The 22,231-nt window shown below is 40.0% G+C and carries 22 protein-coding genes; 6 read left to right on the top strand and 16 right to left on the bottom strand.

From position 1 onward, the window contains the following. Window positions 1–203 precede the first annotated feature (203 nt). Window positions 204–347, top strand: coding sequence for a Hok/Gef family protein (locus tag AACU95_RS06615; RefSeq protein WP_004247166.1), 144 nt, complete (start codon window positions 204–206; stop codon window positions 345–347). A gap of 230 nt (window positions 348–577) precedes the next feature. Further along, window positions 578–2,977, top strand: a complete 2,400-nt coding sequence (locus tag AACU95_RS06610; protein WP_141192017.1) for a membrane-bound PQQ-dependent dehydrogenase, glucose/quinate/shikimate family — start codon at window positions 578–580, stop codon at window positions 2,975–2,977. A 77-nt stretch (window positions 2,978–3,054) separates the two neighbouring features. Here the strand turns inward: AACU95_RS06610 and alr are convergent, their stop codons facing one another. From alr to AACU95_RS06590, 4 genes are all read right to left on the bottom strand, one after another. Continuing rightward, on the bottom strand, window positions 3,055–4,278 hold the full coding sequence (gene alr, locus AACU95_RS06605; protein ID WP_012368107.1) for an alanine racemase: 1,224 nt from the start codon (window positions 4,276–4,278) through the stop codon (window positions 3,055–3,057). Window positions 4,279–4,534: 256 nt separating this feature from the next. Further along, complete coding sequence (locus AACU95_RS06600; protein WP_004243721.1) at window positions 4,535–5,791, bottom strand: PTS ascorbate transporter subunit IIC; 1,257 nt, start codon at window positions 5,789–5,791, stop codon at window positions 4,535–4,537. A gap of 10 nt (window positions 5,792–5,801) precedes the next feature. Further along, the gene (locus AACU95_RS06595; RefSeq protein WP_012368108.1) at window positions 5,802–6,089 is read right to left on the bottom strand and encodes a PTS sugar transporter subunit IIB; all 288 of its coding nucleotides are present in this window, start codon (window positions 6,087–6,089) and stop codon (window positions 5,802–5,804) included. Between the two features lie 29 nt (window positions 6,090–6,118). Continuing rightward, window positions 6,119–6,562, bottom strand: a complete 444-nt coding sequence (locus tag AACU95_RS06590) for a PTS sugar transporter subunit IIA (RefSeq protein ID WP_004243724.1) — start codon at window positions 6,560–6,562, stop codon at window positions 6,119–6,121. A gap of 226 nt (window positions 6,563–6,788) precedes the next feature. Between AACU95_RS06590 and AACU95_RS06585 the strand changes: the two genes are divergently transcribed. Next, complete coding sequence (locus tag AACU95_RS06585; RefSeq protein ID WP_004243725.1) at window positions 6,789–7,835, top strand: LacI family DNA-binding transcriptional regulator; 1,047 nt, start codon at window positions 6,789–6,791, stop codon at window positions 7,833–7,835. Here AACU95_RS06585 and yfcD read toward each other — a convergent pair. Then, window positions 7,832–8,374 (bottom strand): NUDIX hydrolase YfcD, encoded by a 543-nt coding sequence (gene yfcD / locus AACU95_RS06580; protein WP_004243726.1) that lies wholly within the window; start codon window positions 8,372–8,374, stop codon window positions 7,832–7,834. The genes AACU95_RS06585 and yfcD overlap by 4 nt on opposite strands. 196 nt (window positions 8,375–8,570) lie before the next feature. Between yfcD and AACU95_RS06575 the strand changes: the two genes are divergently transcribed. Further along, window positions 8,571–9,185 carry a glutathione binding-like protein gene (locus AACU95_RS06575; protein ID WP_004250689.1) on the top strand — a complete coding sequence of 205 codons (615 nt, stop codon included), beginning with the start codon at window positions 8,571–8,573 and terminating at the stop codon, window positions 9,183–9,185. A 64-nt stretch (window positions 9,186–9,249) separates the two neighbouring features. After that, window positions 9,250–10,155, top strand: coding sequence for a TIGR01777 family oxidoreductase (locus tag AACU95_RS06570; RefSeq protein WP_004250688.1), 906 nt, complete (start codon window positions 9,250–9,252; stop codon window positions 10,153–10,155). Window positions 10,156–10,174: 19 nt separating this feature from the next. Here the strand turns inward: AACU95_RS06570 and AACU95_RS06565 are convergent, their stop codons facing one another. The 11 genes from AACU95_RS06565 to AACU95_RS06515 all read right to left on the bottom strand — a co-directional run bounded on the left by AACU95_RS06565 (window position 10,175) and on the right by AACU95_RS06515 (window position 21,004). Next, entirely contained in the window at window positions 10,175–10,756 is a 582-nt protein-coding gene (locus tag AACU95_RS06565; protein WP_004243729.1) for a UbiX family flavin prenyltransferase, read from the bottom strand. Between the two features lie 121 nt (window positions 10,757–10,877). Then, complete coding sequence (gene purF / locus AACU95_RS06560; protein WP_017827870.1) at window positions 10,878–12,395, bottom strand: amidophosphoribosyltransferase; 1,518 nt, start codon at window positions 12,393–12,395, stop codon at window positions 10,878–10,880. Window positions 12,396–12,425: 30 nt separating this feature from the next. Further along, on the bottom strand, window positions 12,426–12,917 hold the full coding sequence (gene cvpA / locus AACU95_RS06555; protein ID WP_004243731.1) for a colicin V production protein: 492 nt from the start codon (window positions 12,915–12,917) through the stop codon (window positions 12,426–12,428). 182 nt (window positions 12,918–13,099) lie between these two features. Continuing rightward, window positions 13,100–13,738 (bottom strand): cell division protein DedD, encoded by a 639-nt coding sequence (gene dedD, locus AACU95_RS06550; RefSeq protein WP_004243732.1) that lies wholly within the window; start codon window positions 13,736–13,738, stop codon window positions 13,100–13,102. After that, on the bottom strand, window positions 13,728–15,026 hold the full coding sequence (gene folC / locus AACU95_RS06545; protein ID WP_004250684.1) for a bifunctional tetrahydrofolate synthase/dihydrofolate synthase: 1,299 nt from the start codon (window positions 15,024–15,026) through the stop codon (window positions 13,728–13,730). The genes dedD and folC overlap by 11 nt, the downstream gene beginning before the upstream one ends. Further along, window positions 15,019–15,981, bottom strand: coding sequence for an acetyl-CoA carboxylase, carboxyltransferase subunit beta (gene accD, locus AACU95_RS06540; protein WP_004243734.1), 963 nt, complete (start codon window positions 15,979–15,981; stop codon window positions 15,019–15,021). Before accD ends, folC begins: the two co-directional genes overlap by 8 nt. A 296-nt stretch (window positions 15,982–16,277) precedes the next feature. Further along, window positions 16,278–16,979, bottom strand: a complete 702-nt coding sequence (locus AACU95_RS06535) for a DedA family protein (RefSeq protein WP_004243735.1) — start codon at window positions 16,977–16,979, stop codon at window positions 16,278–16,280. A gap of 39 nt (window positions 16,980–17,018) precedes the next feature. Then, on the bottom strand, window positions 17,019–17,888 hold the full coding sequence (truA, locus tag AACU95_RS06530) for a tRNA pseudouridine(38-40) synthase TruA (RefSeq protein WP_004243736.1): 870 nt from the start codon (window positions 17,886–17,888) through the stop codon (window positions 17,019–17,021). Next, window positions 17,888–18,898, bottom strand: coding sequence for an aspartate-semialdehyde dehydrogenase (locus AACU95_RS06525; RefSeq protein ID WP_004243737.1), 1,011 nt, complete (start codon window positions 18,896–18,898; stop codon window positions 17,888–17,890). The genes truA and AACU95_RS06525 overlap by 1 nt, the downstream gene beginning before the upstream one ends. 44 nt (window positions 18,899–18,942) lie before the next feature. Then, window positions 18,943–20,070 (bottom strand): 4-phosphoerythronate dehydrogenase PdxB, encoded by a 1,128-nt coding sequence (gene pdxB / locus AACU95_RS06520; RefSeq protein WP_004243739.1) that lies wholly within the window; start codon window positions 20,068–20,070, stop codon window positions 18,943–18,945. A gap of 148 nt (window positions 20,071–20,218) precedes the next feature. Beyond that, a complete protein-coding gene (locus tag AACU95_RS06515) occupies window positions 20,219–21,004 on the bottom strand; it encodes an AraC family transcriptional regulator (RefSeq protein ID WP_049199614.1) in 786 nt (261 codons plus the stop codon). Between the two features lie 121 nt (window positions 21,005–21,125). Here AACU95_RS06515 and AACU95_RS06510 point away from each other — a divergent pair, with 121 nt between their 5' ends. Continuing rightward, the gene (locus tag AACU95_RS06510) at window positions 21,126–22,046 is read left to right on the top strand and encodes a DMT family transporter (RefSeq protein ID WP_004243742.1); all 921 of its coding nucleotides are present in this window, start codon (window positions 21,126–21,128) and stop codon (window positions 22,044–22,046) included. The last annotated feature ends 185 nt before the right edge of the window (window positions 22,047–22,231 follow it).

Below are 22,231 nucleotides of genomic sequence, written 5' to 3'. Positions count from 1 at the left end.
TTTTTAGCTTTATTTTGGCAAAATAAACAGAGACACACGGCTATTTTCTGTTAGTATACAGGCGGGTGCTTGGATCATTTTGGTTCAAGCATTTGCAAGGACCAAAAAGACGAAAGCCCCGAATTCTATTTACATAAAATTCGAGGCAGTCTCAAGTCCAGACAACTTGATTCTGTCTCCTTTAACAAGGAGTGTCAAGAGAAATGACTAAGCTTGCCCTTATTGGGCTGATTACTGTATGTATTACAGTTTTGTGTTTTACCCTACTGAGACATGAAAGATTGTGCTCTTTTAATATCAGTAGTGGTAACACCCTAGTTCAAGCGAATTTATCTTGCGATAAATAGCTTTGTGGGGGAATTTTCCCCCACAATTTCTCGCCAACGTTGTTGCGCCTTGTGTTCACAAGCACCCTACTTTAAGTATTCATATCACTTACATTCAATACTAGTGTTTTATATTAAAATTTCTCATAAATGCATATTAATGTAATGGTTGTTAGAGACAAACAGGTGAGCTAATAAATTATTGTCTATTCTATTTATAAGATGGTAAGAAAGAATAGGACGATAGCATTATGAAAATATCACATTTCTATCGATGGATAGTATTCATCATACTCACAATATTGGCGCTTTACTTTACTGTACTCGGAGGGTATTTAGTTTCATTAGCAGGATCGCCTTTTTATCTCTTTACCGGTGTCATGCTTCTTATTATTGCAGCTTGCTTTCTAAGTCGAAAGAAAAGCACCCTATTACTCTTTAACTTTCTATTTTTAATAACGATTGTCTGGAGTATCTGGGAGTCAGGATTTGATTTTTGGGCACTCGCTCCTCGCTTAGATATTATTTTTATTCTAGGCTTACTCCTTATTCCTTTCACACTCAATAATAATGTTTACACTTGTCGTACCAATAAAATTGGCTTATTCACACTATTAGCCACAACACTTATCATTATATTAGGTAGTTCACTAACCGATCCTCATGCCATTAATGGTCAATTTACACAACAACAGCCCACCAACTCTATATCTCCTATCGGAGTAAATGATAATGACTGGCCCGCTTATGGCAGAACGCAAGCCGGAATACGCTATTCACCATTAACTCAAATCAACAGTGATAATGTTGATAAGTTAGTTGAGAAATGGACTTTTCATACCGGTGATGAAAAAAGGGCTAATGATGCCGTTGAGATAACCAACGAAGTTACGCCTATAAAAATTGAAGATAATCTCTTTCTATGTACACCTCACCAATATTTAATTAGCTTAGATCCCGCAACAGGTAAAGAGAAGTGGCGTTTTGATTCTAAATTGCAATATAACAAAAGCTTCCAGCATATGACTTGCCGAGGTGTTGCCTATTATAATCAAAATAATAGTGCCGAATTTGCCAAAAGCCTCGAAGTTCGCCAACCAAGCATATCAGATGAATGTCCTGAAAAAGTCTTTCTTCCAGTCAATGATGGCCGCCTAATCGCAGTTAATGCGCAAACGGGTAATGCATGCCGTGATTTTGGTCAGAATGGAGAAATCAATCTGTTAGCTTCTATGCCTTATGCTTATTTGGGTGGATATAACCCAACATCTCCCCCAATCGTCACCGGTAATACTATTATTATAGGTGGCTCTGTTACTGATAACTTATCAACTCAAGAGCCTTCTGGTGTGATCCGTGGCTATGATGTTAATAGCGGAAAATTAATATGGGTATTTGATACTGGCGCAGAAGATCCCAATGCGATGCCAGGTAAAGAGACTCAATTTGTTCATAACTCTCCTAATGCATGGGCGCCTTTAGCTTATGATGCACAAACGGATGTGGTCTATATTCCGACAGGAGTAGGTACACCCGATATTTGGGGAGGCGATCGTCATCCATTAAAAGAGCGTTACGCTAATTCAGTTTTAGCACTAAAAGGATCGACAGGCGAGCTATTGTGGCATTTCCAAACCACCCATCATGATTTATGGGATATGGATGTTCCTTCGCAACCATCACTGGTTGATATCAAAACTGATAAAAATGAAACAATACCTGCCATTTATATCGTCACGAAAACAGGGAATGTGTTTGTTCTTGATAGAAGAGACAGTACACCTATTGTTCCTGTGACAGAAAAACCGGTTCCTACTAGTGTCAAATATGGTCCACAAACACAAGGTGAGCATTACTCACCCACTCAGCCTTTTTCAGCACTTAATTTAGCACCAAAAAATAAGTTGCAAGGTTCAGATATGTGGGGCGGCACAATGGCAGATCAGCTGTTATGTCGTATCGCTTTCCATCAGTTAAATTATGAGGGAATTTATACTCCACCATCAGAAAACGGTACGCTTGTTTTTCCTGGTAACCTCGGTATTTTTGAATGGGGCGGTATTTCTGTTAATCAAGATAGACAAGTCGCGGTAATGAACTTTATTACCTTGCCTTTTATCTCAAAACTTTATTTAAAAGATCCTCAAGACAGTCAAGCAATTGACGCAGGCCACGGAGAGCAAGGTTTACAACCCATGATGGGAACACCTTATAGTGTTGATATTCATCCATTCTTATCACCACTAGGATTACCTTGTAAACAACCCCCTTGGGGATTTGTTGCTGGTGTTGATTTAACAAAAAATGAGCTTGTTTGGCAACAACGATTTGGCACCATTAGGGATAGTTTGCCTAATTTAGTGGAATTACCACCATTAAAAATTGGTGTTCCTGGGCTAGGAGGCGCTATCTCAACCGCAGGTAATGTGATGTTTGTTGCTGCTTCTCAGGATAATTATATTCGAGCATTTAATGTGACGGATGGCAAAATGTTATGGGAAGCACGATTACCCGCAGGTGGACAAGCAACGCCAATGACCTACTCTATTGGAGGCAAGCAATATGTGGTCATTATGGCCGGCGGACATGGTTCATTTGGTACTAAAATGGGCGATAGCTTAGTGGCTTATGGGTTACCTGATAATTTATAGCTTTAAATTATCAATAATATCAGGCGATTGTTATTTTCAATCGCCTTTTTATTATTTGCTAACACTCACAACCTAGCTTAATCAACTAATACCCGTTGATTGGTTGCTCCCCATAAAATTGACATTTCGGTAAACAATGCACCACTGATATCTTCAATTTCTTCTGCGGTAATTTCGCTATTACCTTGTTTGCCAAAAAATACAACTTCATCACCTGGTTTGATATTGTTAAGACTGGTAATATCAACCATAACGGTATTCATTGATGTTTTTCCTAAAACAGGTACGCGTTGCCCAGCAATTAACGCATGCCCCGCATTACTAAAAACGCGACGATAACCATCTGCATAACCTACAGGAATATTAGCTAGTACTGAGTCACGTTTTAATGTGTAAGTACGATCATAGCCAACCGTATTACCTTTAGGATAATAATTAATTGAAGCAATGTTGGATTTAAAGGTCATCACACGTTTATAGTCTGTACTCGCAATGGTATCACCATAAAAAATACCTCCCACACGTACCATATCCAGCCATGACTCAGGCACGGTAATTGTCGCAAAGGTATTTGCCATATGTAATGTGACATTGTTACGCTCTAATCCCATCACCTCCAACACTTTCTGAGATTGTTGCTTAAAACGAGCCAGATCTTCCCTTACTTTATTAACATCTTCTTCGGGATAATGAGACATAATACCAACCACTTTTAGGTTAGCTAATTGAGAAATTTGTTTTGCTTTTTCAAGCCCAGATTTATTATCGACCTCTAAACCATTACGAGACATGCCACCTGAATTTAATGCTAAATGAATAGGAATGACTTTATTTTGTTGCTTGGCAATAGCATCTAATCTTTTTGCCATATCAAGATCACCAATTAACTCTTCTACGTTATAGTTGGTTGCCTGTGCCATTTCTTGTTCTGTCGCATTACGCACTCGCATTAAACGGCCTTTAAATCCTAAATCACGTACTTCTTTTAATTCTTGGTTATTTGTTACACCAATACATTGCACATTATTTTCTATCATAATTGGGGCAACTAACGATAAATCATGCCCATAAGCATCTCCTTTTAACACAGCACAAAGAGAGGATTGCTTACCTAATAATGATTGGACTTTTTTTACATTAAAGTCGAGTGCGCTTCGTGAAATTTCAATCCATGAATTATTGACAATAGCAGGCTGAGCTTGAGCCACTTGAGTTGCTGGTGGATTATAATTTACAGGCTGTTGGCAAGCAGTAATAACGAAAAGTGGTAATAACGCAAGATATCGAATAGCTAAAGACATCTTCTTTCTTCCTTAGTGATTATGATGTTAAACCTATTTTTATAATTAATTAGGCACAAAAATATACACATAGTGAATATTCACTTAGGATAATAGCATTATTATTCAGATAATAAATATAAAAATTCATCTCTGCATAAATGCCAATAAGAGAGAGGATTTAAATACACTATTTCTACCAAAAAAATGCCCGACTGGTTAAAAAGTCGAGCATTTATTAAAATTCCACTAATAAGTAATATCAACGTCGGTAATATTAACGAACAATAATCCCTAATAGAATACCAATCACACCGAAGTCTGCATCACTAAATGTGGTATTGGCAATACCAATATCACCAAGTACAGGTAATAAAAATACGGGTAAGAAAGTAATCAATAAACCTTGAGCAAAAGCACCTAAAATAGCACCTCGGCGTCCCCCTGTGGCGTTACCAAATACGCCTGCAGTTGCACCCACAAAGAAATGAGGTACCACCCCGGGTATAATGACAGTCCAATCTAAAGCATAAAGAATAAACATGCCAATGACACCCGCTGCAAAACTACTCAGAAAACCGACTAAAACGGCATTAGGTGCATAAGGAAATACCACGGGACAATCAAGCGCAGGTTTTGCATTGGGGACTAACTTATCAGAAATGCCTTTAAATGCAGGAACAATCTCTGCAATCACCATACGTACACCTTGTAGGATAATATAAACACCTGCCGCAAAGGTGATGGATTGCATTAAGGAGAACATAAACCAGTTTTTACCACCACTAACTTCACGAACAAAAGTGTCACCGGCAAATAAACACGTAATAATAAAAATTATGCCCATGGTGAAAGCGATCGCAACTGGCGTATCACGCAAAAAGAGTAAACTCTTAGGTACATTCATCTCTTCCGTTGAATGTGCTTTATTGCCAAATTTACTACCAATAAAACCAGATACAACATAGGAAATAGTAGAGAAATGGCCTAATGCGACATCATCAGAGCCGGTGATCTTTTTCATATAAGGATGAGCAATGGCTGGGAAAAATACCATTGATACCCCAACAACTAATGAACCTACTGCAACTAATACCGCCCCTTCTAAACCTGCTGTTGCCAAAATCACCGCAACCATCATCGACATAAATAAAGTGTGGTGACCCGTTAAGAAAATATATTTCCACGGTGTTAAGCGTGCAATTAATATATTGATTAACATGGCAAAGAACATAATCAGTGCCATCTCTTTACCAAAGCTTTTTTGTGCAATAGAGACAATGGCTTCGTTATTAGGTACAACGCCTTGAATGCCAAATGCATGTTGGAAAATCGTTGAGAAATCACCAAGCGAGTTAATGACTAAACCTGCCCCCGCACCTAAAATAACAAAACCCATAATGGTTTTAACGGTGCCCTTAATACATTCTGTCGCAGGTTTTTTCTGAGCAATTAAACCAATCAATGCGATTAAACCCACTAATATAGCAGGCTCTGAAAGCACATCGCTCATTAGAAAGCGGAAAAAGTCCATACTAGGCTCCTTATAGCGCGCCTAATTCACGTAATGCGGTCGAAAGTTTCTCTTTCATCGCGACTTTATCAATCATATTATCTAAAGAAACAATTTTGCCATTAACCGCTTGAGCATTAAGTTGTTCCGCAATATCACGAGTTCCCACATAAATATCACTCGGTGTCCCTTTTGCCGAACCTAAATCGACATGATCAACATCAGCATTGACGGCCAGATCTTTTAAAATACTTTTGATGCTCATTTCCATCATTAAGCTACTGCCTAAACCATTTCCACATACAACGGTAATTTTCATCATATTCCCCTTGGTTATTTAAAATTGAATTAATAGTGATTAATAACAGCCAATACTTCTGCCTTACTTTTTGCTTGCAACAAAGTGTCTATATCATCTTGGTTATCAAAAAGTTCAGCTAATTTCACAATGGCATTAATATGGCTATCGTTATCTGTTGCGGCTAAAACAATTAAAAGTTTCACCGGATCATTTTCATCAGCACCAAATTCCACCCCTTTTTCGATGATAGTTAATGCTAAAGAGAGCTGATTAACCCCTTCTTCAGGACGTGCATGAGGCATAGCAATACCTGGCCCTAATACATAATAAGGGCCTATTTGCTCGTGTGATTTATAAATCGCATCAACATAACGAGGCTCAATACAACCTTTGTCAATTAATGGCTGACAGGCGATTTTAATTGCTTCACGCCAATCTTTGACTTGTGGGATCACTTGTACCACATCCGGTGTTAATAATGTTTTAAGCATATTTATAACCTCAGTAAGGTGCTTTTTTGATCTCTGTATTAAGGATAATAATCACTAATGGTAGCGCTATCTAGATAGATTATGTGCAATTGTGATAGCGCTATCATTTTGATGAAATGTTAATTGCGAATAAGTGCAACAATTGACACTGTATTGTTTCTGCAGAGTGGGAAAATTTCAGGTAGGATCTGCGAATTAAAAATAAAGCCGAATAAATCTGATCACGATGATAAAAACACGTAAACGCCGAAATACAGGTCGCGTCACTTTACAAGAAGTTGCTAAACATGCCGGAGTCGGTTCAATGACCGTATCTCGCGCATTGCGTACGCCTGAATTAGTGTCGGATAAATTAAGAGAAAAAGTTAACCAAGCAGTGGCAGAGTTGGGATATATCCCTAATGCCTCAGCAGGGGCCTTAGCTTCCGCTCAAAGCCATATTATTGCTGTACTACTGCCCTCTTTTACTGATAAAGCCAGTGCTGATTTTATGCAATCATTGCAGCAGATCCTCAGCCGTCATCATTATCAAATATTAGTGGGATGTTATGAATATCAGCTCCATAAAGCAACTGATGTAATTAACATGCTATTACAGAGTAACCCTGCCGCATTAGTTGCCTTTGGCTCCCAATTAAGTGATGTACAGTTCTTACATATCAGTAATGCCAATGTGCCTGTTGTCAGTGTCGCGAGTCAATCTAATGAGCAATCTGCAATAAGTATTGATTGCGGTTATGAAAAAGCGGCATTTGATTTAACCCATTATTTAATTCAGCAAGGTAAACGTTGTGTCGGCTATGTTGGTGCGCTACAAGGACAACGTTTACACCACCAGCAAATTACCGGCTGGTCGCGTGCTTTATTAAAAAATTATTTAAATGCTGAGCAAAGTGTTACTACGCCCGACCCCGCTTCTATGGCATATGGTCGACAAGCATTAACAGAGATCTTATTACGTCAGCCCGAGCTAGATGCCGTTATTTGTAGCCATGAGAGTATTGCTTTGGGAATGATGTTTGAGTGCCAACGAAGATTAATTAAAATTCCCCAAGATCTCGCTATCGCCTGCTTAGAAGGCTCTGAAAATAGCGCCCAAATAGCACCTTCCCTGACATCTATACATTTTAATTACCATAAAATAGGTAAAGAGGCAGGTAAGCACCTAATTGCACTATTGCAACATTTACGTGATGAGGTTGATAACGCTATGTTTGAAAATACCGTTATCAACTATGCTTATCGTTTAGAACTCGGACAAAGTACCCCTTAGTCAGTGGTTTCTTTTGTGTCCAAGCGAGTACTATTATTTCGCGTTAACCATAGAGAGAGTGCTTTAAGTGAATCAGGGGTAAATTCATCACAACGTTCAGTGATTTCTAAGGGAGTAAGCCAGCATACTTCCTCGATTTCTTCTGGCTGTAATGCAAATGGCCCATGTGATACACAACTAAATAAGCTTCCCCAAACGCGGCAACTCTCATCGTCATAATAGAATTGTCCATGTTCGGCAAAAGGAACCCCGGCAATACCTAGCTCTTCTTCTGCTTCACGACGTGCACTTTCGAGTGCATTTTCACCTTGTTGTACTACACCACCCGCGGTTGCATCTAACCAACCTGGATAGAAATCTTTTGTTTCAGTACGGCGTTGTGCCAAAATTTTTCCCATGCCATCGTGCACGACAATATAAGTTGCTCGGTGACGTAGGTTTTCTGCTCGCATTTGTTGACGTGTTGCTTGTGCAACAACTTCATTTTTTTCATCAACAATATCAACCCACTCGACCACTGCCGTATTTTCTTGTTCCATCCTCAACAAACCTTTTTTAATCGATGCTAAACGATCGTAATTTTTATCCTGAATATACCAAAATCACCATATTTCACCACTATAATAATCATAGGTAATTTGCTTTATTCATCTTGCGATTTTTTGCTTTTTATGATGTTACTAGGCAGACTGTAAAATATACGCTATTGAATATCACCTTATTGCGGAGGTTTTTATGATCGATCTTTATTATGCAAACACCCCGAATGGCCAAAAAATTACGCTTTTCCTCGAAGAAGTCGCCATGCCTTATACTTTGCATCATGTTGATATTGGCAAAGGTGATCAATTTAAACCCGAATTTTTAGCTATTTCACCCAATAATAAAATTCCTGCTATTGTCGATAATGCTCCCGCTGACGGTGGTGAGCCACTCTCTATTTTTGAATCAGGTGCTATTCTTATCTATTTAGCAGAAAAAAGTGGCAAATTACTTAGCCATGATCTGCGAGAAAAAATGACCCAACTGCAGTGGCTATTTTGGCAAGTGGGGGGATTTGGTCCTATGCTTGGACAAAATCATCACTTTACGCGTTACGCCCCTGAAAAAGTACCTTACGCAATCAATCGTTATACAAAAGAGACCGAGCGTTTATATCAGGTGTTAGAGAGCCGACTCGCTCAATCTCCTTATCTTGGTGGAAACGATTATAGCATTGCTGATATAGCCACCTATACTTGGGCTCGTTACCATGACACACACCATATTGATCTAGCAGATTATCCTGCGGTAGAAAAATGGCTAAATACAATAAGCCAACGTCCAGCAGCCAAAAAACTGTTTGGTTAGTGACTAATCTCACCTATCAGGATGATACAACCTTAATTAGGATAGAGTAATCAGGAGGATGGTGATGAATATACTTATCACAGGTGGAACCGGATTAATTGGCAGAGCACTTATCTGCCAACTCGCATTAGATAAACATAATATTACCGTACTTTCCCGTTCGCCACAGAAAGTCTACTCTCATTTCTGTAATGAAATGGCGTGTTGGACTCATTTAGATGATAAAGAAAACTTAAACCAATTTGATGCAGTGATTAATCTTGCTGGAGAACCAATTGCAGACAAACGCTGGACACCGGAGCAAAAACAAACGTTAGTTAATAGTCGATGCAAATTAACCCAAAAGCTGGTGGATTTAATAAAAGCCAGCGACTCTCCCCCTAGTGTTTTAATTTCTGGCTCTGCAGTGGGTTTTTATGGTGATCAAGGTGAAAATAATGTCACTGAAGAGACGCCACCTAAGGATGAATTTACTCATCAACTCTGTGCCAAATGGGAAAATATTGCACTCGATGCACAAACGCCATTAACACGGGTGTGTTTGCTACGTACTGGTATTGTACTCTCTACAAAAGGAGGGGCATTACCTAAAATGAGCCCGCCTTTTAAATTAGGTTTAGGGGGAAAATTAGGTAATGGTAAGCAATATATGCCATGGATACATATTGATGATATGGTCAATGCCATCGTATTTTTACTTAATAATAACAATACCCAAGGCGCCTTTAATCTGACAGCCCCTCATCCAGTACAAAATAAAGCATTTACCACGACTTTAGCTCACGTACTGAAACGCCCTGCATTTATGACGGTTCCTGCCACAATATTAAAATTAATGATGGGAGAAAGTGCCACATTAGTTTTAGGTGGGCAACAAGCATTTCCTAAGAAACTGCTCGATGCAGGATTCAGCTTTCGTTACCCACAACTGGAAGGCGCTTTAGAAGATATTATTCGCCATAAAAAATAGTCACTCGTCACACAGGGGATCAACGGGCAGGTTTATCCCCTTGCCAACGCTGAAAAAGATCATCCGGCAAGTCAATGTCAAATTGATCAAGCACTCGATTTACTGTCTGATTAACAATGTCATCGATCGTTTTAGGCTGAAAATAAAATGCAGGTACTGGTGGCATAATGATGGCACCAAGCTCTGCAGCTTGAGTCATTAAACGTAAGTGCCCTAAATGTAACGGTGTTTCGCGTACACATAGCACTAATTTACGTCCTTCTTTTAACACGACATCAGCGGCACGTGTCACTAACGTATCAGTATAGCTATGTACAATACCGGAGAGGCTTTTAATCGAACAAGGTAAAATAACCATACCATTGACCCGAAACGAGCCTGAAGAGATAGTCGCCCCTATATCTCGATCGTCATAAATAATATCAGCTAAAGCATGAATATCTTTGAGAGAATAATCCGTTTCTAATGAAATGGTACGACGCGCCGCTTGACTGATCACCAAGTGAGTTTCTACGGTTGGCACGGATTTAAGTATTTCTAATAAACGAATACCATAAATTGCGCCACTGGCACCTGTTAGCCCGACAATCAGCTTTTTCATTATAATCCTCAGAATATATATCTTTGTTAATCATTATGATGATTAACCCTCAAAAAACAAGCGCCGATGTAGTGTTACGCTAGCATCGACGCTTGATAAAGGTGGCTATTTTAACGGAAAATTAGCCTTCGTTATAGATTTCTAAGTTCTCAGCTTCATGTTGATCACGAATTTTATGTTCATCATCACGACGTAAATTTTCAAGGTAATCTAAATAGCCTTGATCAATATCTTTTGTGATATAGACACCATCAAATACAGAGCATTCGAATTGGTTGATATCTGGATTTTCTTCTTGAACAGCGGCAATTAAATCAGAGAGATCTTGAAAAATAAGTCCATCAGCACCAATCAGTTTACGTATTTCATCCACTTCACGCCCATGAGCAATTAATTCATTGGCATTAGGCATATCAATACCATAAACATTAGGGAAACGCACTTCTGGAGCGGCTGAGGCAAAATAAACTTTTTTAGCCCCCGCTTCTCTCGCTAACTCAACAATTTGCTCTGATGTTGTGCCACGTACAATAGAGTCATCGATAAGTAACACGTTTTTATCGCGAAATTCTGCACGGTTGGCATTTAGTTTACGACGTACTGATTTACGACGCTCTTGCTGGCCGGGCATAATAAAAGTACGTCCAACATAACGATTCTTCACAAAACCTTGTCGATAAGGTTTATTTAAGATGTGGGCAATTTCTAATGCAATATCACAAGAAGTTTCAGGAATAGGGATCACCACATCTATTTGTAACTCTTCCCACTCTTTAGCAATTTTAGCGCCGAGCTTTTGCCCCATACGTAGACGGGCGTTATATACGGAAATTTTATCAATAAAAGAGTCTGGGCGCGCAAAATAAACATACTCAAATAGACAAGGCACTAATTGCGGATTTTCAGCACATTGACGAGTAAACAGTTGTCCTTGCTCTGTGATATAAACAGCCTCACCGGGTGCTACATCACGCAAGAATTCAAATCCTAGTGTATCTAGAGCGACACTTTCAGACGCAACCATATACTCACTGCGTCCATCTTCTAAAGTACGTTTGCCTAACACTAAAGGACGAATGCCATAAGGATCACGAAAAGCTAATAAGCCGTGGCCGATGATCAAAGCAACGCAAGCATAAGCGCCACGTAATTTTTTATGCATAGCCGCAACAGCGGTAAAAATATTATCTGGCTCTAGCGGAAAATGATCGAAGCGATCTAATTCATACGCTAGCACATTGAGTAAAATTTCGGAGTCTGAGGTGGTATTGATATGTCGACGAGCAGTTTCAAATAATTGACGACGCAACAAATGCGCATTAGTTAAATTACCATTATGTGCAAGTGTGATCCCAAAAGGTGAGTTAACATAAAAAGGTTGCGCTTCTGATGCACTCGAACTGCCCGCGGTTGGATAACGTACATGTCCTATTCCGATAGTTCCTTTTAAACGCAACATATGACGCGTTTCAAAGACATCTTTCACCAGCCCATTTGCTTTGCGTAGACGAAAACCGTTATTCTCATCAATTGTTGCAATGCCTGCTGCATCTTGACCTCGGTGTTGTAACACCGTTAACGCATCATAAATCGATTGGTTTACTGGATTAACTCCAGCGATACCGACAATACCGCACATGAAAAGATCCTCATCAGCCAGACGGAGAGGTTACATTTTCTCCGACACGAAACTTGACGCATTTTGTAGGTAGTCAAAGAACCACCTAATAATATGGTTGAATTGAGGAATAAGCTCAGAACGTTGCCAATCGGCACTGTCTGCCATAGGAGTAAAAGCACCCAAGACAAAAAGTAACGCTGATACAATCAGCACACCTCTTAAAGCCCCGAAACAGATCCCCAACACACGATCTGTACCTGATAACCCTGTGCGTTGAACAAGAGAGCTAATCACATAATTAATCACCGCACCAACAATTAGCGTTGCAATAAACAGTGTGACAATCGCAATCCCGTTACGAACCAGCTCATCTTCAAACCGAGTAAAATAGACGGCTAGATAAGGATAAAACTGACTTGCAACAAAAAAACCACAACCCCAGGTGATAAGTGATAATGCTTCACGAACAAAGCCACGGATCAGGCTAACTAATGCAGAAAAACCGATAATGGCAATAATGGCGTAATCTATCCAGACCATAAATCTCTATCCAATAACGATGCCCCGCATTAATACGGTAGCATTCTAACAGAAAACGAAAACGTTTGCGTAACCCTAATTTTCGATAATTTTAAAATAATTTACGGCGACATGAAAAATCATAATCGCCGCAATAAGTTAACACCTTGTTACTTCACTCATCTGATGTCTCATCAACATAGTTATGGTTTATAGGCTCTTACTTCACCTTGCAGGCCTGTTAGCTCTTTAAGGCGAGGTAACATCGCCTGTAACTCTGCTTTTGAGGCATTAGGCCCAATATAGATACGTGTCACTTTTCCTGAAACAGGGCGAGCAGGCACGGTATATACTGGATAACCGGAGAGGTGCATTTTTGCAATAATTTCTTCAACTTTCGCCGCATTTTTCAAGGCACCTAACTGCACAACCCAAGCCTCACCTTTCGGCGCGGTTGTTTCTGATACCGCCGGTGGCGGAGTAGTTGGTGGCTCTACAGGCGGATTAACCACTTTAGGTGGCTCAACAACCGGGGTTGATGGCGCTACTTGAGGCTCCGATACTTCAGGAGTAGAAACTTGAGGCTGTTCAACCCCCGTTACCGCTTCAGAGATCATCGCCTCAGAAGCACCCTCTGATGGCGTTGACGGTGTCGTGGTTTGCTCAATCGGCGCTATTGATTCAATATCTTGCTCATCACCGGGTTTGGGGACTAAAGGAATAGAGGCAAATTGGTCTTCGTTATATTTCTTATCGCCGTCAAATAATGTAGGAAGAAAAATAACCCCTACCGCCACAAGAACAACGGCTCCGACTAAGCGATTTTGAAATTTACTTGCCACTCGCACTCTCCTTTTCCAATAGTTCCATTACATGAGCAACGGTATGGAATGATCCACATACAACCACAATATCATTTTTTTGCGCCTCAGATATTGCTTGTTGCCATGCTTGCTCGACACTATCAAATACTGCCGGATAGTCGAGGTGCTGAGCTAATACCTGAGCTGATGCGCCACGAAACTCATTCAATGGTGCAACATACCACTGATCGGCTTGAGGGGATAAACACGCTAATGTACCCGCAATATCTTTATCACCCAGCATACCAACAACAATGCGCACTTTGGTATCAGAATAACGCGGTAATTGCGCCAGTTTTTCGGCTAAATACCCAGCAGCATGCGGATTATGAGCAACATCAAAAATAACCAGTGGATGTTGCGAAATTATCTGAAAACGTCCCGGCAACTGAGCTTTACTCATTCCCTCAACAATACTTTGATGGGTGATCCCTTGGCTCACTTTATCGTCGCTTTTCAATAAGCAGCGTATCACTGCCATTGCCGTACCTGCGTTGGCTAAGGGAATATTGGGGATGGGAAGTTTTTCAAACTGCTTATCTGCACTACGCCAATGCCAGTGATCACCATCAATAGAAAATGACCAATCAACACCACGACGAAATAATTTAGCCTGTTTCTGTTGCGCGACTTGTGCAATAGAAAGTGGCATATCTGGCTCGCCTACAACAGCATAGTGATTTTTACGGAAGATACCGGCTTTTTCATGACCAATATGCTCTCTATCAGCCCCTAACCAATCGGTATGATCAAGGGCAATACTGGTGATAGCTGCAATATCGGCATCAACAATATTGGTCGCGTCTAAACGCCCCCCTAACCCAACTTCAAGAATAACCACATCAAGCTGAGCTTGTTGAAATAGTTTCAATGCGGCGAGTGTGCCGTATTCAAAAAAAGTCAGCGAAATATCGCCTCTGGTTTGCTCTATTTCAGCAAATACTTGACAAAAATCAGCTGGTGAAAGCTCTTTACCTTGAATGCGAACACGCTCGGTATAACGGACAAGATGAGGTGAACTATAAACCCCCACTTTCAATCCTGAAGCCATCAAAATTGACTCGAGCATATGGCAAGTGGTTCCTTTACCATTAGTACCCGATACAGTGATAACTTTAGGGGCAGGACGTAATACATTCAGTAATTGACCTACCTTGCCCACGCGCTCAAGTCCCATATCAATAGCACTTGAGTGTAAGTGTTCAAGATAAGAAAGCCACACCGACAAAGGCGATGTGGCTTGAGGAGCAGTTATGATATTAGACATCTTCTTTTTTATTCGTTTCGATGTTAATTTCTGGCTCATTGTCAGAAGATTCGATGTCATCAGCGATCATTTCTTCGCCTAGCAGTTCATCTTCGTCTTTCGCTAAATCATACTGAGTCAGCTTAGCCAGTAATTCAGCTAGCTCATCACGCATTTCAGGACGGCGAACTATCATATCTATCGCCCCTTTTTCTAGCAGGAATTCACTACGTTGGAAACCCGCGGGTAATTTCTCACGTACAGTTTGTTCAATAACACGTGGACCGGCAAAACCAATCAAGGCTTTCGGCTCAGCAACATTAATATCGCCTAACATTGCTAAACTTGCAGAAACCCCACCCATAGTAGGATCGGTCATCACTGAGATATAAGGTAAACCACGCTCTTGCATTTTAGCTAATGCGGCACTGGTTTTTGCCATTTGCATTAATGACATCAATGCTTCTTGCATACGTGCACCACCACTTGCAGAGAAGCAAATCAGTGGACAATTATCTTCTAATGCTTGTTCAACCGCACGAACAAAACGCGCACCCACAACAGACGCCATAGAGCCGCCCATAAATGCAAATTCAAAAGATGCGGCCACAACAGGCATTTCTTTTAACGTACCTTTCATCACCACTAGGGCATCTTTTTCATGGGTTTGTTTCTGAGCCGCAGCAATTCTGTCTTTATATTTTTTAGAGTCGCGGAATTTCAGAATATCTTTAGGCTCTAACTCACTGCCCAGCTCAGTCGTGCTTCCTGTATCAAGAAAAGTTTCTAAGCGACGGCGTGCTGAAATACGCATGTGATGATCACATTTGGGGCACACTTCTAAATTACGCTCTAATTCTGCGCGGTAAAGTACTTGCCCACAGCTATCACATTTTGTCCAAACCCCTTCTGGGATATTGGCTTTACGTGAACTCGTGATATTGCTTTTATTAAGAATTTTTTCAATCCAGCTCATTAACGGACCTTTTCGTCTGAATCTGACCTTCGCCAGTTTATACTCGTCATATTTTAAGTTGCAGCATGTTGACTGCGTTTAATTGCACAAGTCACCTACTTTGTCGGTGTGCTTTTCGTGCTGCATTCACTTATCGCCTAGCTACAACCCTAATTATTTAGAGCAGATTATTGTGAACATGTTAACTCACAATATACTGGCTATGTGGTTAGCAAAGTTTATGATGATACCGCTTACTGAATTTCAGCGCATCTCTTTATTATTGCTATTCTACGGCAAAAGCTAATGATAACTGCTCAAACCTCTTGGTTATCACTCTCTTTTTTGGCCTTTGCACTCGCTCTACGATGGCGTATCACCTCGATAACACCTGGTAAAATAGAAATAACAATAATGGCAACAATTAGCAATTTTAAGTTCTTTTGAACAATATCTAAGTCACCAAAAAAGTATCCAGCATAAGTAAATAGCAGTACCCATGCAATGGCACCCGTAACATTATAAAAAGCAAAATGACGATATGACATTTTGCCCATTCCTGCAACGAATGGCGCGAAAGTTCGGACAATCGGCACAAATCTTGCCAAAATTATCGCTTTACCACCATGTTTTTCATAGAAAGCATGGGTTTTATCTAAGTATTCTCGTTTAAAGATACGTGAATTGGGATTACTAAAGAGTTTTTCACCAAAAATGCGCCCAATAGAATAGTTAACCGCATCACCTAAAATCGCAGCGAAAAGCAGTAAGAGAACCATTAGGTGAACATTAACATCATTGGTATCTAACGCAGATAAAGCCCCCGCAACAAACAGTAACGAATCGCCCGGTAAGAATGGTGTGACAACAAGCCCCGTTTCACAAAAAATAATTAAAAATAGAATGGCATATACCCATGTACCATATTGAGCGACTAACTCGGCTAAATGGACATCAATGTGTAAAATAAAATCAATTAGAAATTTTATTAAATCAGCAAATTGCGTTAATAATTCCATAAATCCTCAGAAAACGGGGTAATTTTATGTTTAAAGTATTTAAAATGGGTTATCTGCTAAAAATAGCGGCCCCATTGCAGGTTTAGGAAGTTCGAAACGTTCAGGGTAATCAACCGAAACAAGATATAAACCATTTGCTTTTGCAGTTGCTGCTGCTTTAGTCCTATCTTTTAAGGCTAATAATTCAGCCATCCAAGTAATAGCCTGATTACCACAGCCAATTTCCAATAGACTCCCCACAATATTTCTTACCATATGATGGACAAAAGCATTGGCTTTTATATCTACCACCACATAATCACCATAGCGTGAAACATTCACATGCATCACATTACGCCAAGGTGTTCTAGATTGGCATTGTACGGCTCTAAACGAGGTAAAATCATTCTCGCCCAATAAACATTGGGCAGCTTGATGCATTCGTTGTGCATCTAGAGGGTAATGGAAATGCGTTACCCCTGAGGATAAAATTGCAGGACGATAGCGATGATTAAAAATCACATAACGATAACGTCTTGCGGTTGCGCTAAATCGAGCATGAAAATCATTCGCTACCGTTTTTACCCAACGAACGGCAATATCTTGTGGTAAATGGGTATTAACCCCCATCGTCCATGCCGCATCTTTGCGATGAGCCGTTGTCTCAAAGTGCACAACCTGCCCGGTTGCATGAACTCCGGCATCAGTTCTGCCGGCACAAAAAACAGAGATAGGCTCATTTGCTACTTGAGATAACGCTTTTTCTAACCTTTCTTGGACACTACGAACCTCATTTTGACGTTGCCAGCCATAATAGTGGCTACCGTCATATTCAATGCCTAGCGCTATCTTTAATGGTGTACTTTCTGCCACAATCGCAGGCTCACTGATTGACTGCGCTATCACATCAGCACTCTCTTGGTCGTTCATCAGTAAAACTGCTCCTGCACTAATTTTTCAGCCACTTCTACAGCCATTAATGCTCCGCCAAAACGCACGTTATCTGCAACAGACCAAAATTGTAACGCTTCAGGCACACCATAATCATTACGTAAGCAACCTAAGTTCAAGCTAACATTACCGGAGGCATCGGTGACTTGAGTTGGAAAATCATTTTCATCACTAATATTGAGGGAGTCATGTTCTTGCAATGTTTCCCGTGCTTCTTCACTTCCCATTGGACGTGATGTTTCCAACTGCACAGATTGTGCATGACCATAGAAAACAGGCGCTTGTAATGTGGTCACTGAGATAGGTAGTCCATCGTCTTGCAAGATTTTACGGATCTGATCAACCATTTGGCGCTCTTCTTGAATAGAACCTTCATTATCAACTAACAATGGTAAAATATTAAATGCCAGTTGTTTATTAAAGCGACCAAGCTCTGGAGGAACACCGTTCAGTAAGCGCGCACTTTGCCCCGCTAATTCATCAACAGCTTGTTTACCAAAACGAGATACTGACATCAAATTTGTCACATTCAAGCGAGTTAAGCCTGCGGCTTCGGTTAATGGATAGATAGCGCGTAACAGTTGGCTTACCATGCTATCAGCAATAGCGATAATATTGCGGTTACGATACTCTGCCAGCATAGATGTATTCACCCCTGGTACAACTAAAGGTACATCCCACTCCATCGCAAATAAACCACTGCAATCAATAACAATACAACCTGAATCTGCTGCAAGTTGTGCGTATTGCGCACTAATCTCAACCGGCGCGGCAAAAAAAGCGAGTTGAATATCCGCCCATTCGATATTATGAATACCTTGTACTGCAACACTTTTACCCTTTACACGGATAGTTTTGCCAATACTGTCTTCACTGGCGATCGCCGTTAATTCGCCAATAGGAAAATCACGCTCTTGCAGAAGCTCTAAAATAGCTTCACCCACAGCACCTGTTGCGCCCACAAGCGCAATATTCCAACCCTCTCCCATAAAATATCCTCCAATACAGTAAAATGTTTAAATAATGTCACGTCTTATTTATGTGTTGCATTAAACCCAATAGCATTGAGTAAGCTCGCCGTTGTCGGGTTATCACATACCACCTGTAATGAAGACCATTCACGACGGACAGGGTAAAACTTACGTAGCTTATCAAACTCCCCTTTGATACCGGCAACTTTGCGCAATGGTGCATCATCACGACGTACATCATAGACAAGATGAATAAGCTGTTTGAGTAATGTTTGAGTTAATTCACCTTGTACAGAAATTGTGGAGATCAACGGTTTTGGTAACAGTGTTGATAATTCAACGTGTTGAGGTTGACCAATAAAATCACAATAAGCTTCATAAACCTGCGTTGTTCCTCTCGCCTTCCCTTCTAAGGTATAGCCGGCAATATGTGGTGTTGCGATATCAACTTTATTTAATAACTCAAGAGAAAGATCGGGTTCTGGCTCCCAAACATCTAGAACAACGCGTAACTTTTTACCTTGGTTTAAGGCTGATAATAATGCAGCATTATCAATAACCTCGCCACGGCTTGCATTAATTAAAATACGACCTTCAGGTAAAATATCGAGGTTGCTCTCATTAATTAAATGGTAACTGTTATAACGACCCGATTTATTTAGCGGTGTATGGAAAGTCAGGATATCCGCCTGCTTTAATAGCGTTTCTAAAGAATGAAATTGTTCATCATCCCCTCTGTCAGCTCTAGGCGGATCACAAAGTAGTACATTCACACCTAATGCGCGTAAGCGTTTTGCCAGTCTCCCTCCAACATTGCCAACGCCAACAATGCCAACGGTTTTATCTGTTAATTGAAATCCTTCTTGCTCAGCAAACACCATCAACGCAGAGAAGACATATTCAACAACAGCGATCGCATTACAACCTGGCGCAGATGAAAACGCTATTTTTTGTTGCTCTAGCCATGCTGTATCAACATGATCAAAACCTGCCGTTGCGGTGCCGACAAATTTTACCGGTTTGCCCGCTAATAGTGATGCATTGACTTTAGTAATCGATCTCACCATCAATGCATCAGTATCATCAAGCTCTTCAATAGGTAAAGGGCGACCCGGTACAGCTTTTACTTCGCCTAATTGGCAAAAAAGCTGCTGCGCATAAGGCATGTTTTCATCAACCAGAATTTTCACGGTGTTATCTCACTGATTTGTTTTTTATGTGTGTAAACAAAGGATCAAAAATAAAATTAAGCGGTCTATTTTGCCACTTATTCCAAGTAAAGCCTATTATTGACGATAAAAACTGACGCTATTTTAAGTAAATATATGAAAAGAAACCTTAACCATTGGGTAAGCGACGAAATCTTTCTGGTGTTGTTCCAGCAAATTGCTGAAACATGGCAATAAATGAGGATGATGAGCTATATCCAACATCAAAGGCCACATCATTAACACTTTTTCCTTGCTCTAACAAAGAGATAGCATGTAAAAAACGTAATCGCTTACGCCATTCACTAAAAGACATGCCTAACTCTTGCTGACAACGACGTGATAAGGTTCTTTCTGAGGTATAACGTTTTTTTGCCCATAATTCTAATGAGGTATTATCAGCAGGATTTTGCTCTAATGCTGCCAAAACGGGTGCTAACAGCTTATCTCTTGAGGAAGGTAAATAGGTATGGTGAATAGGAGATACTTTTAGTTGGTCTATTAACACTTGAGATAAACGTAGATCTTCTTTTGTTTGCGGTTTACAAACACCACGACGGAAGAAATCGGCAAAAATCGTCGAAAAAATAGGACTTAGTTGAATAAGACAGGGTTTATCCAATAAACCTTCACACCAACTGGGTGCAATATCTAGCACCTTAAAAGATAAGGTTTTTTTATTGTAGCTTGCGTGCCCTACTTTTTCAGGGATCCATACACTAAATTCAGGTGGCGCTAAAAAACGCTGCCCGCCAGCTTCTAAATCCATTACTCCAGAGATCACATAAAGCAATTGACCAAACTCATGTTGATGATAACGAAATTCAGTTTCTGCAAGCAATTGCTCATCACGAAAACGGACCGTATCTGGATCAGAGAGTAACCACTGCATCTCTTTTTGTTGTTCAATTGTCATCTTAATGTTGCTCTTTTATCGTTTTGTCTTTATTGGTCTATCGGTTGTCTGCTTTTCATTATATATATCTAATCAGACAGGCTTACAATAGCCATCTGGTTTAAAAATAGATGTGAGAATAATGAAAAGTATAATCTTCCCGCTGTTAGCGGTACTTATTTGGTCAATTAATGCGGTTGTCAATAAAGCGGCAACATCTGTGATAGATCCAGCCGCTATCTCATTTTATCGCTGGTTCTTAGCATTTTTACTGATGACGCCGTTTCTATTAGTCCCTGTTTGGCATCATCGTAAAACCGTAAAACAATATTGGTGGAAATTATTTATTCTCGGCGCATTAGGTATGGGGTTATATCAAAGTTTAGCTTACTATGCGGCTTATTATGTGACAGCAACCTTTATGGGAATATTGAATTCACTTATTCCATTATTAACCGTTATTATTAGTATTTTTGTACTGCGTGTCGTGCCTACTGTAGGGATTGCACTCGGAACTATTTTATCTATTAGTGGACTTGTCTGGTTAGTCAGCCACGGTGATCCTTCACAACTCCTTTCTCAAGGATTAGGACGTGGTGAATTAATGATGTTTATCGCATCAACTGCCTATGCATTTTACGGAGTACTTACCAAACGTTGGTCAATTCCTTTACCTAATTGGCAGTCTCTATATGTACAAATAGGTTTTGGTGTTTTATTACTAATACCTAATTTTCTTACCGCAGAAAGTATTGCATTAACAAAAGATAATGTTGGATTAGTTATTTTTGCAGGGGTTGGCGCCTCTATTTTAGCGCCTTATCTGTGGATCTTAGGTGTAATGAAATTAGGTGCAAATACAACCTCTATCTTTATGAATTTAATTCCTCTATTTACCGCAATGATCGCTGTAGCAGTGTTAGGTGAAGAGATGCACAGTTATCATTTTATTGGCGGAGGCGTTATTTTATTGGGAATATTCTTAGTACAAAAACTAAGAGCACCACTGAATTTCCGTCGTCAATCTGTCACAAAAAAAGCAGATTGTCAGCAGGAGATGTGAGTCAATGTCAGCTAGACTATAAATAAAAAAATACCGGCTAAGCAATTAGCCGGTCACTTTGCTCCCCTAGTTTTTATAAATAAAAACCAAGGCAAGAAAATCAAAGTATAAAATATAAAGTAATACAAGTATCCGTTGCAAACATTACCAACTTTTATATTAAATATCTCCTGCTTATTTAATAT

The organism is Proteus sp. G4415, assembly GCF_963896075.1.
Lineage (GTDB): Bacteria > Pseudomonadota > Gammaproteobacteria > Enterobacterales > Enterobacteriaceae > Proteus > Proteus mirabilis.
The sequence above is the reverse complement of the archived record's forward strand: the minus strand, read 5'-3'. Positions and strand labels throughout refer to the sequence as shown.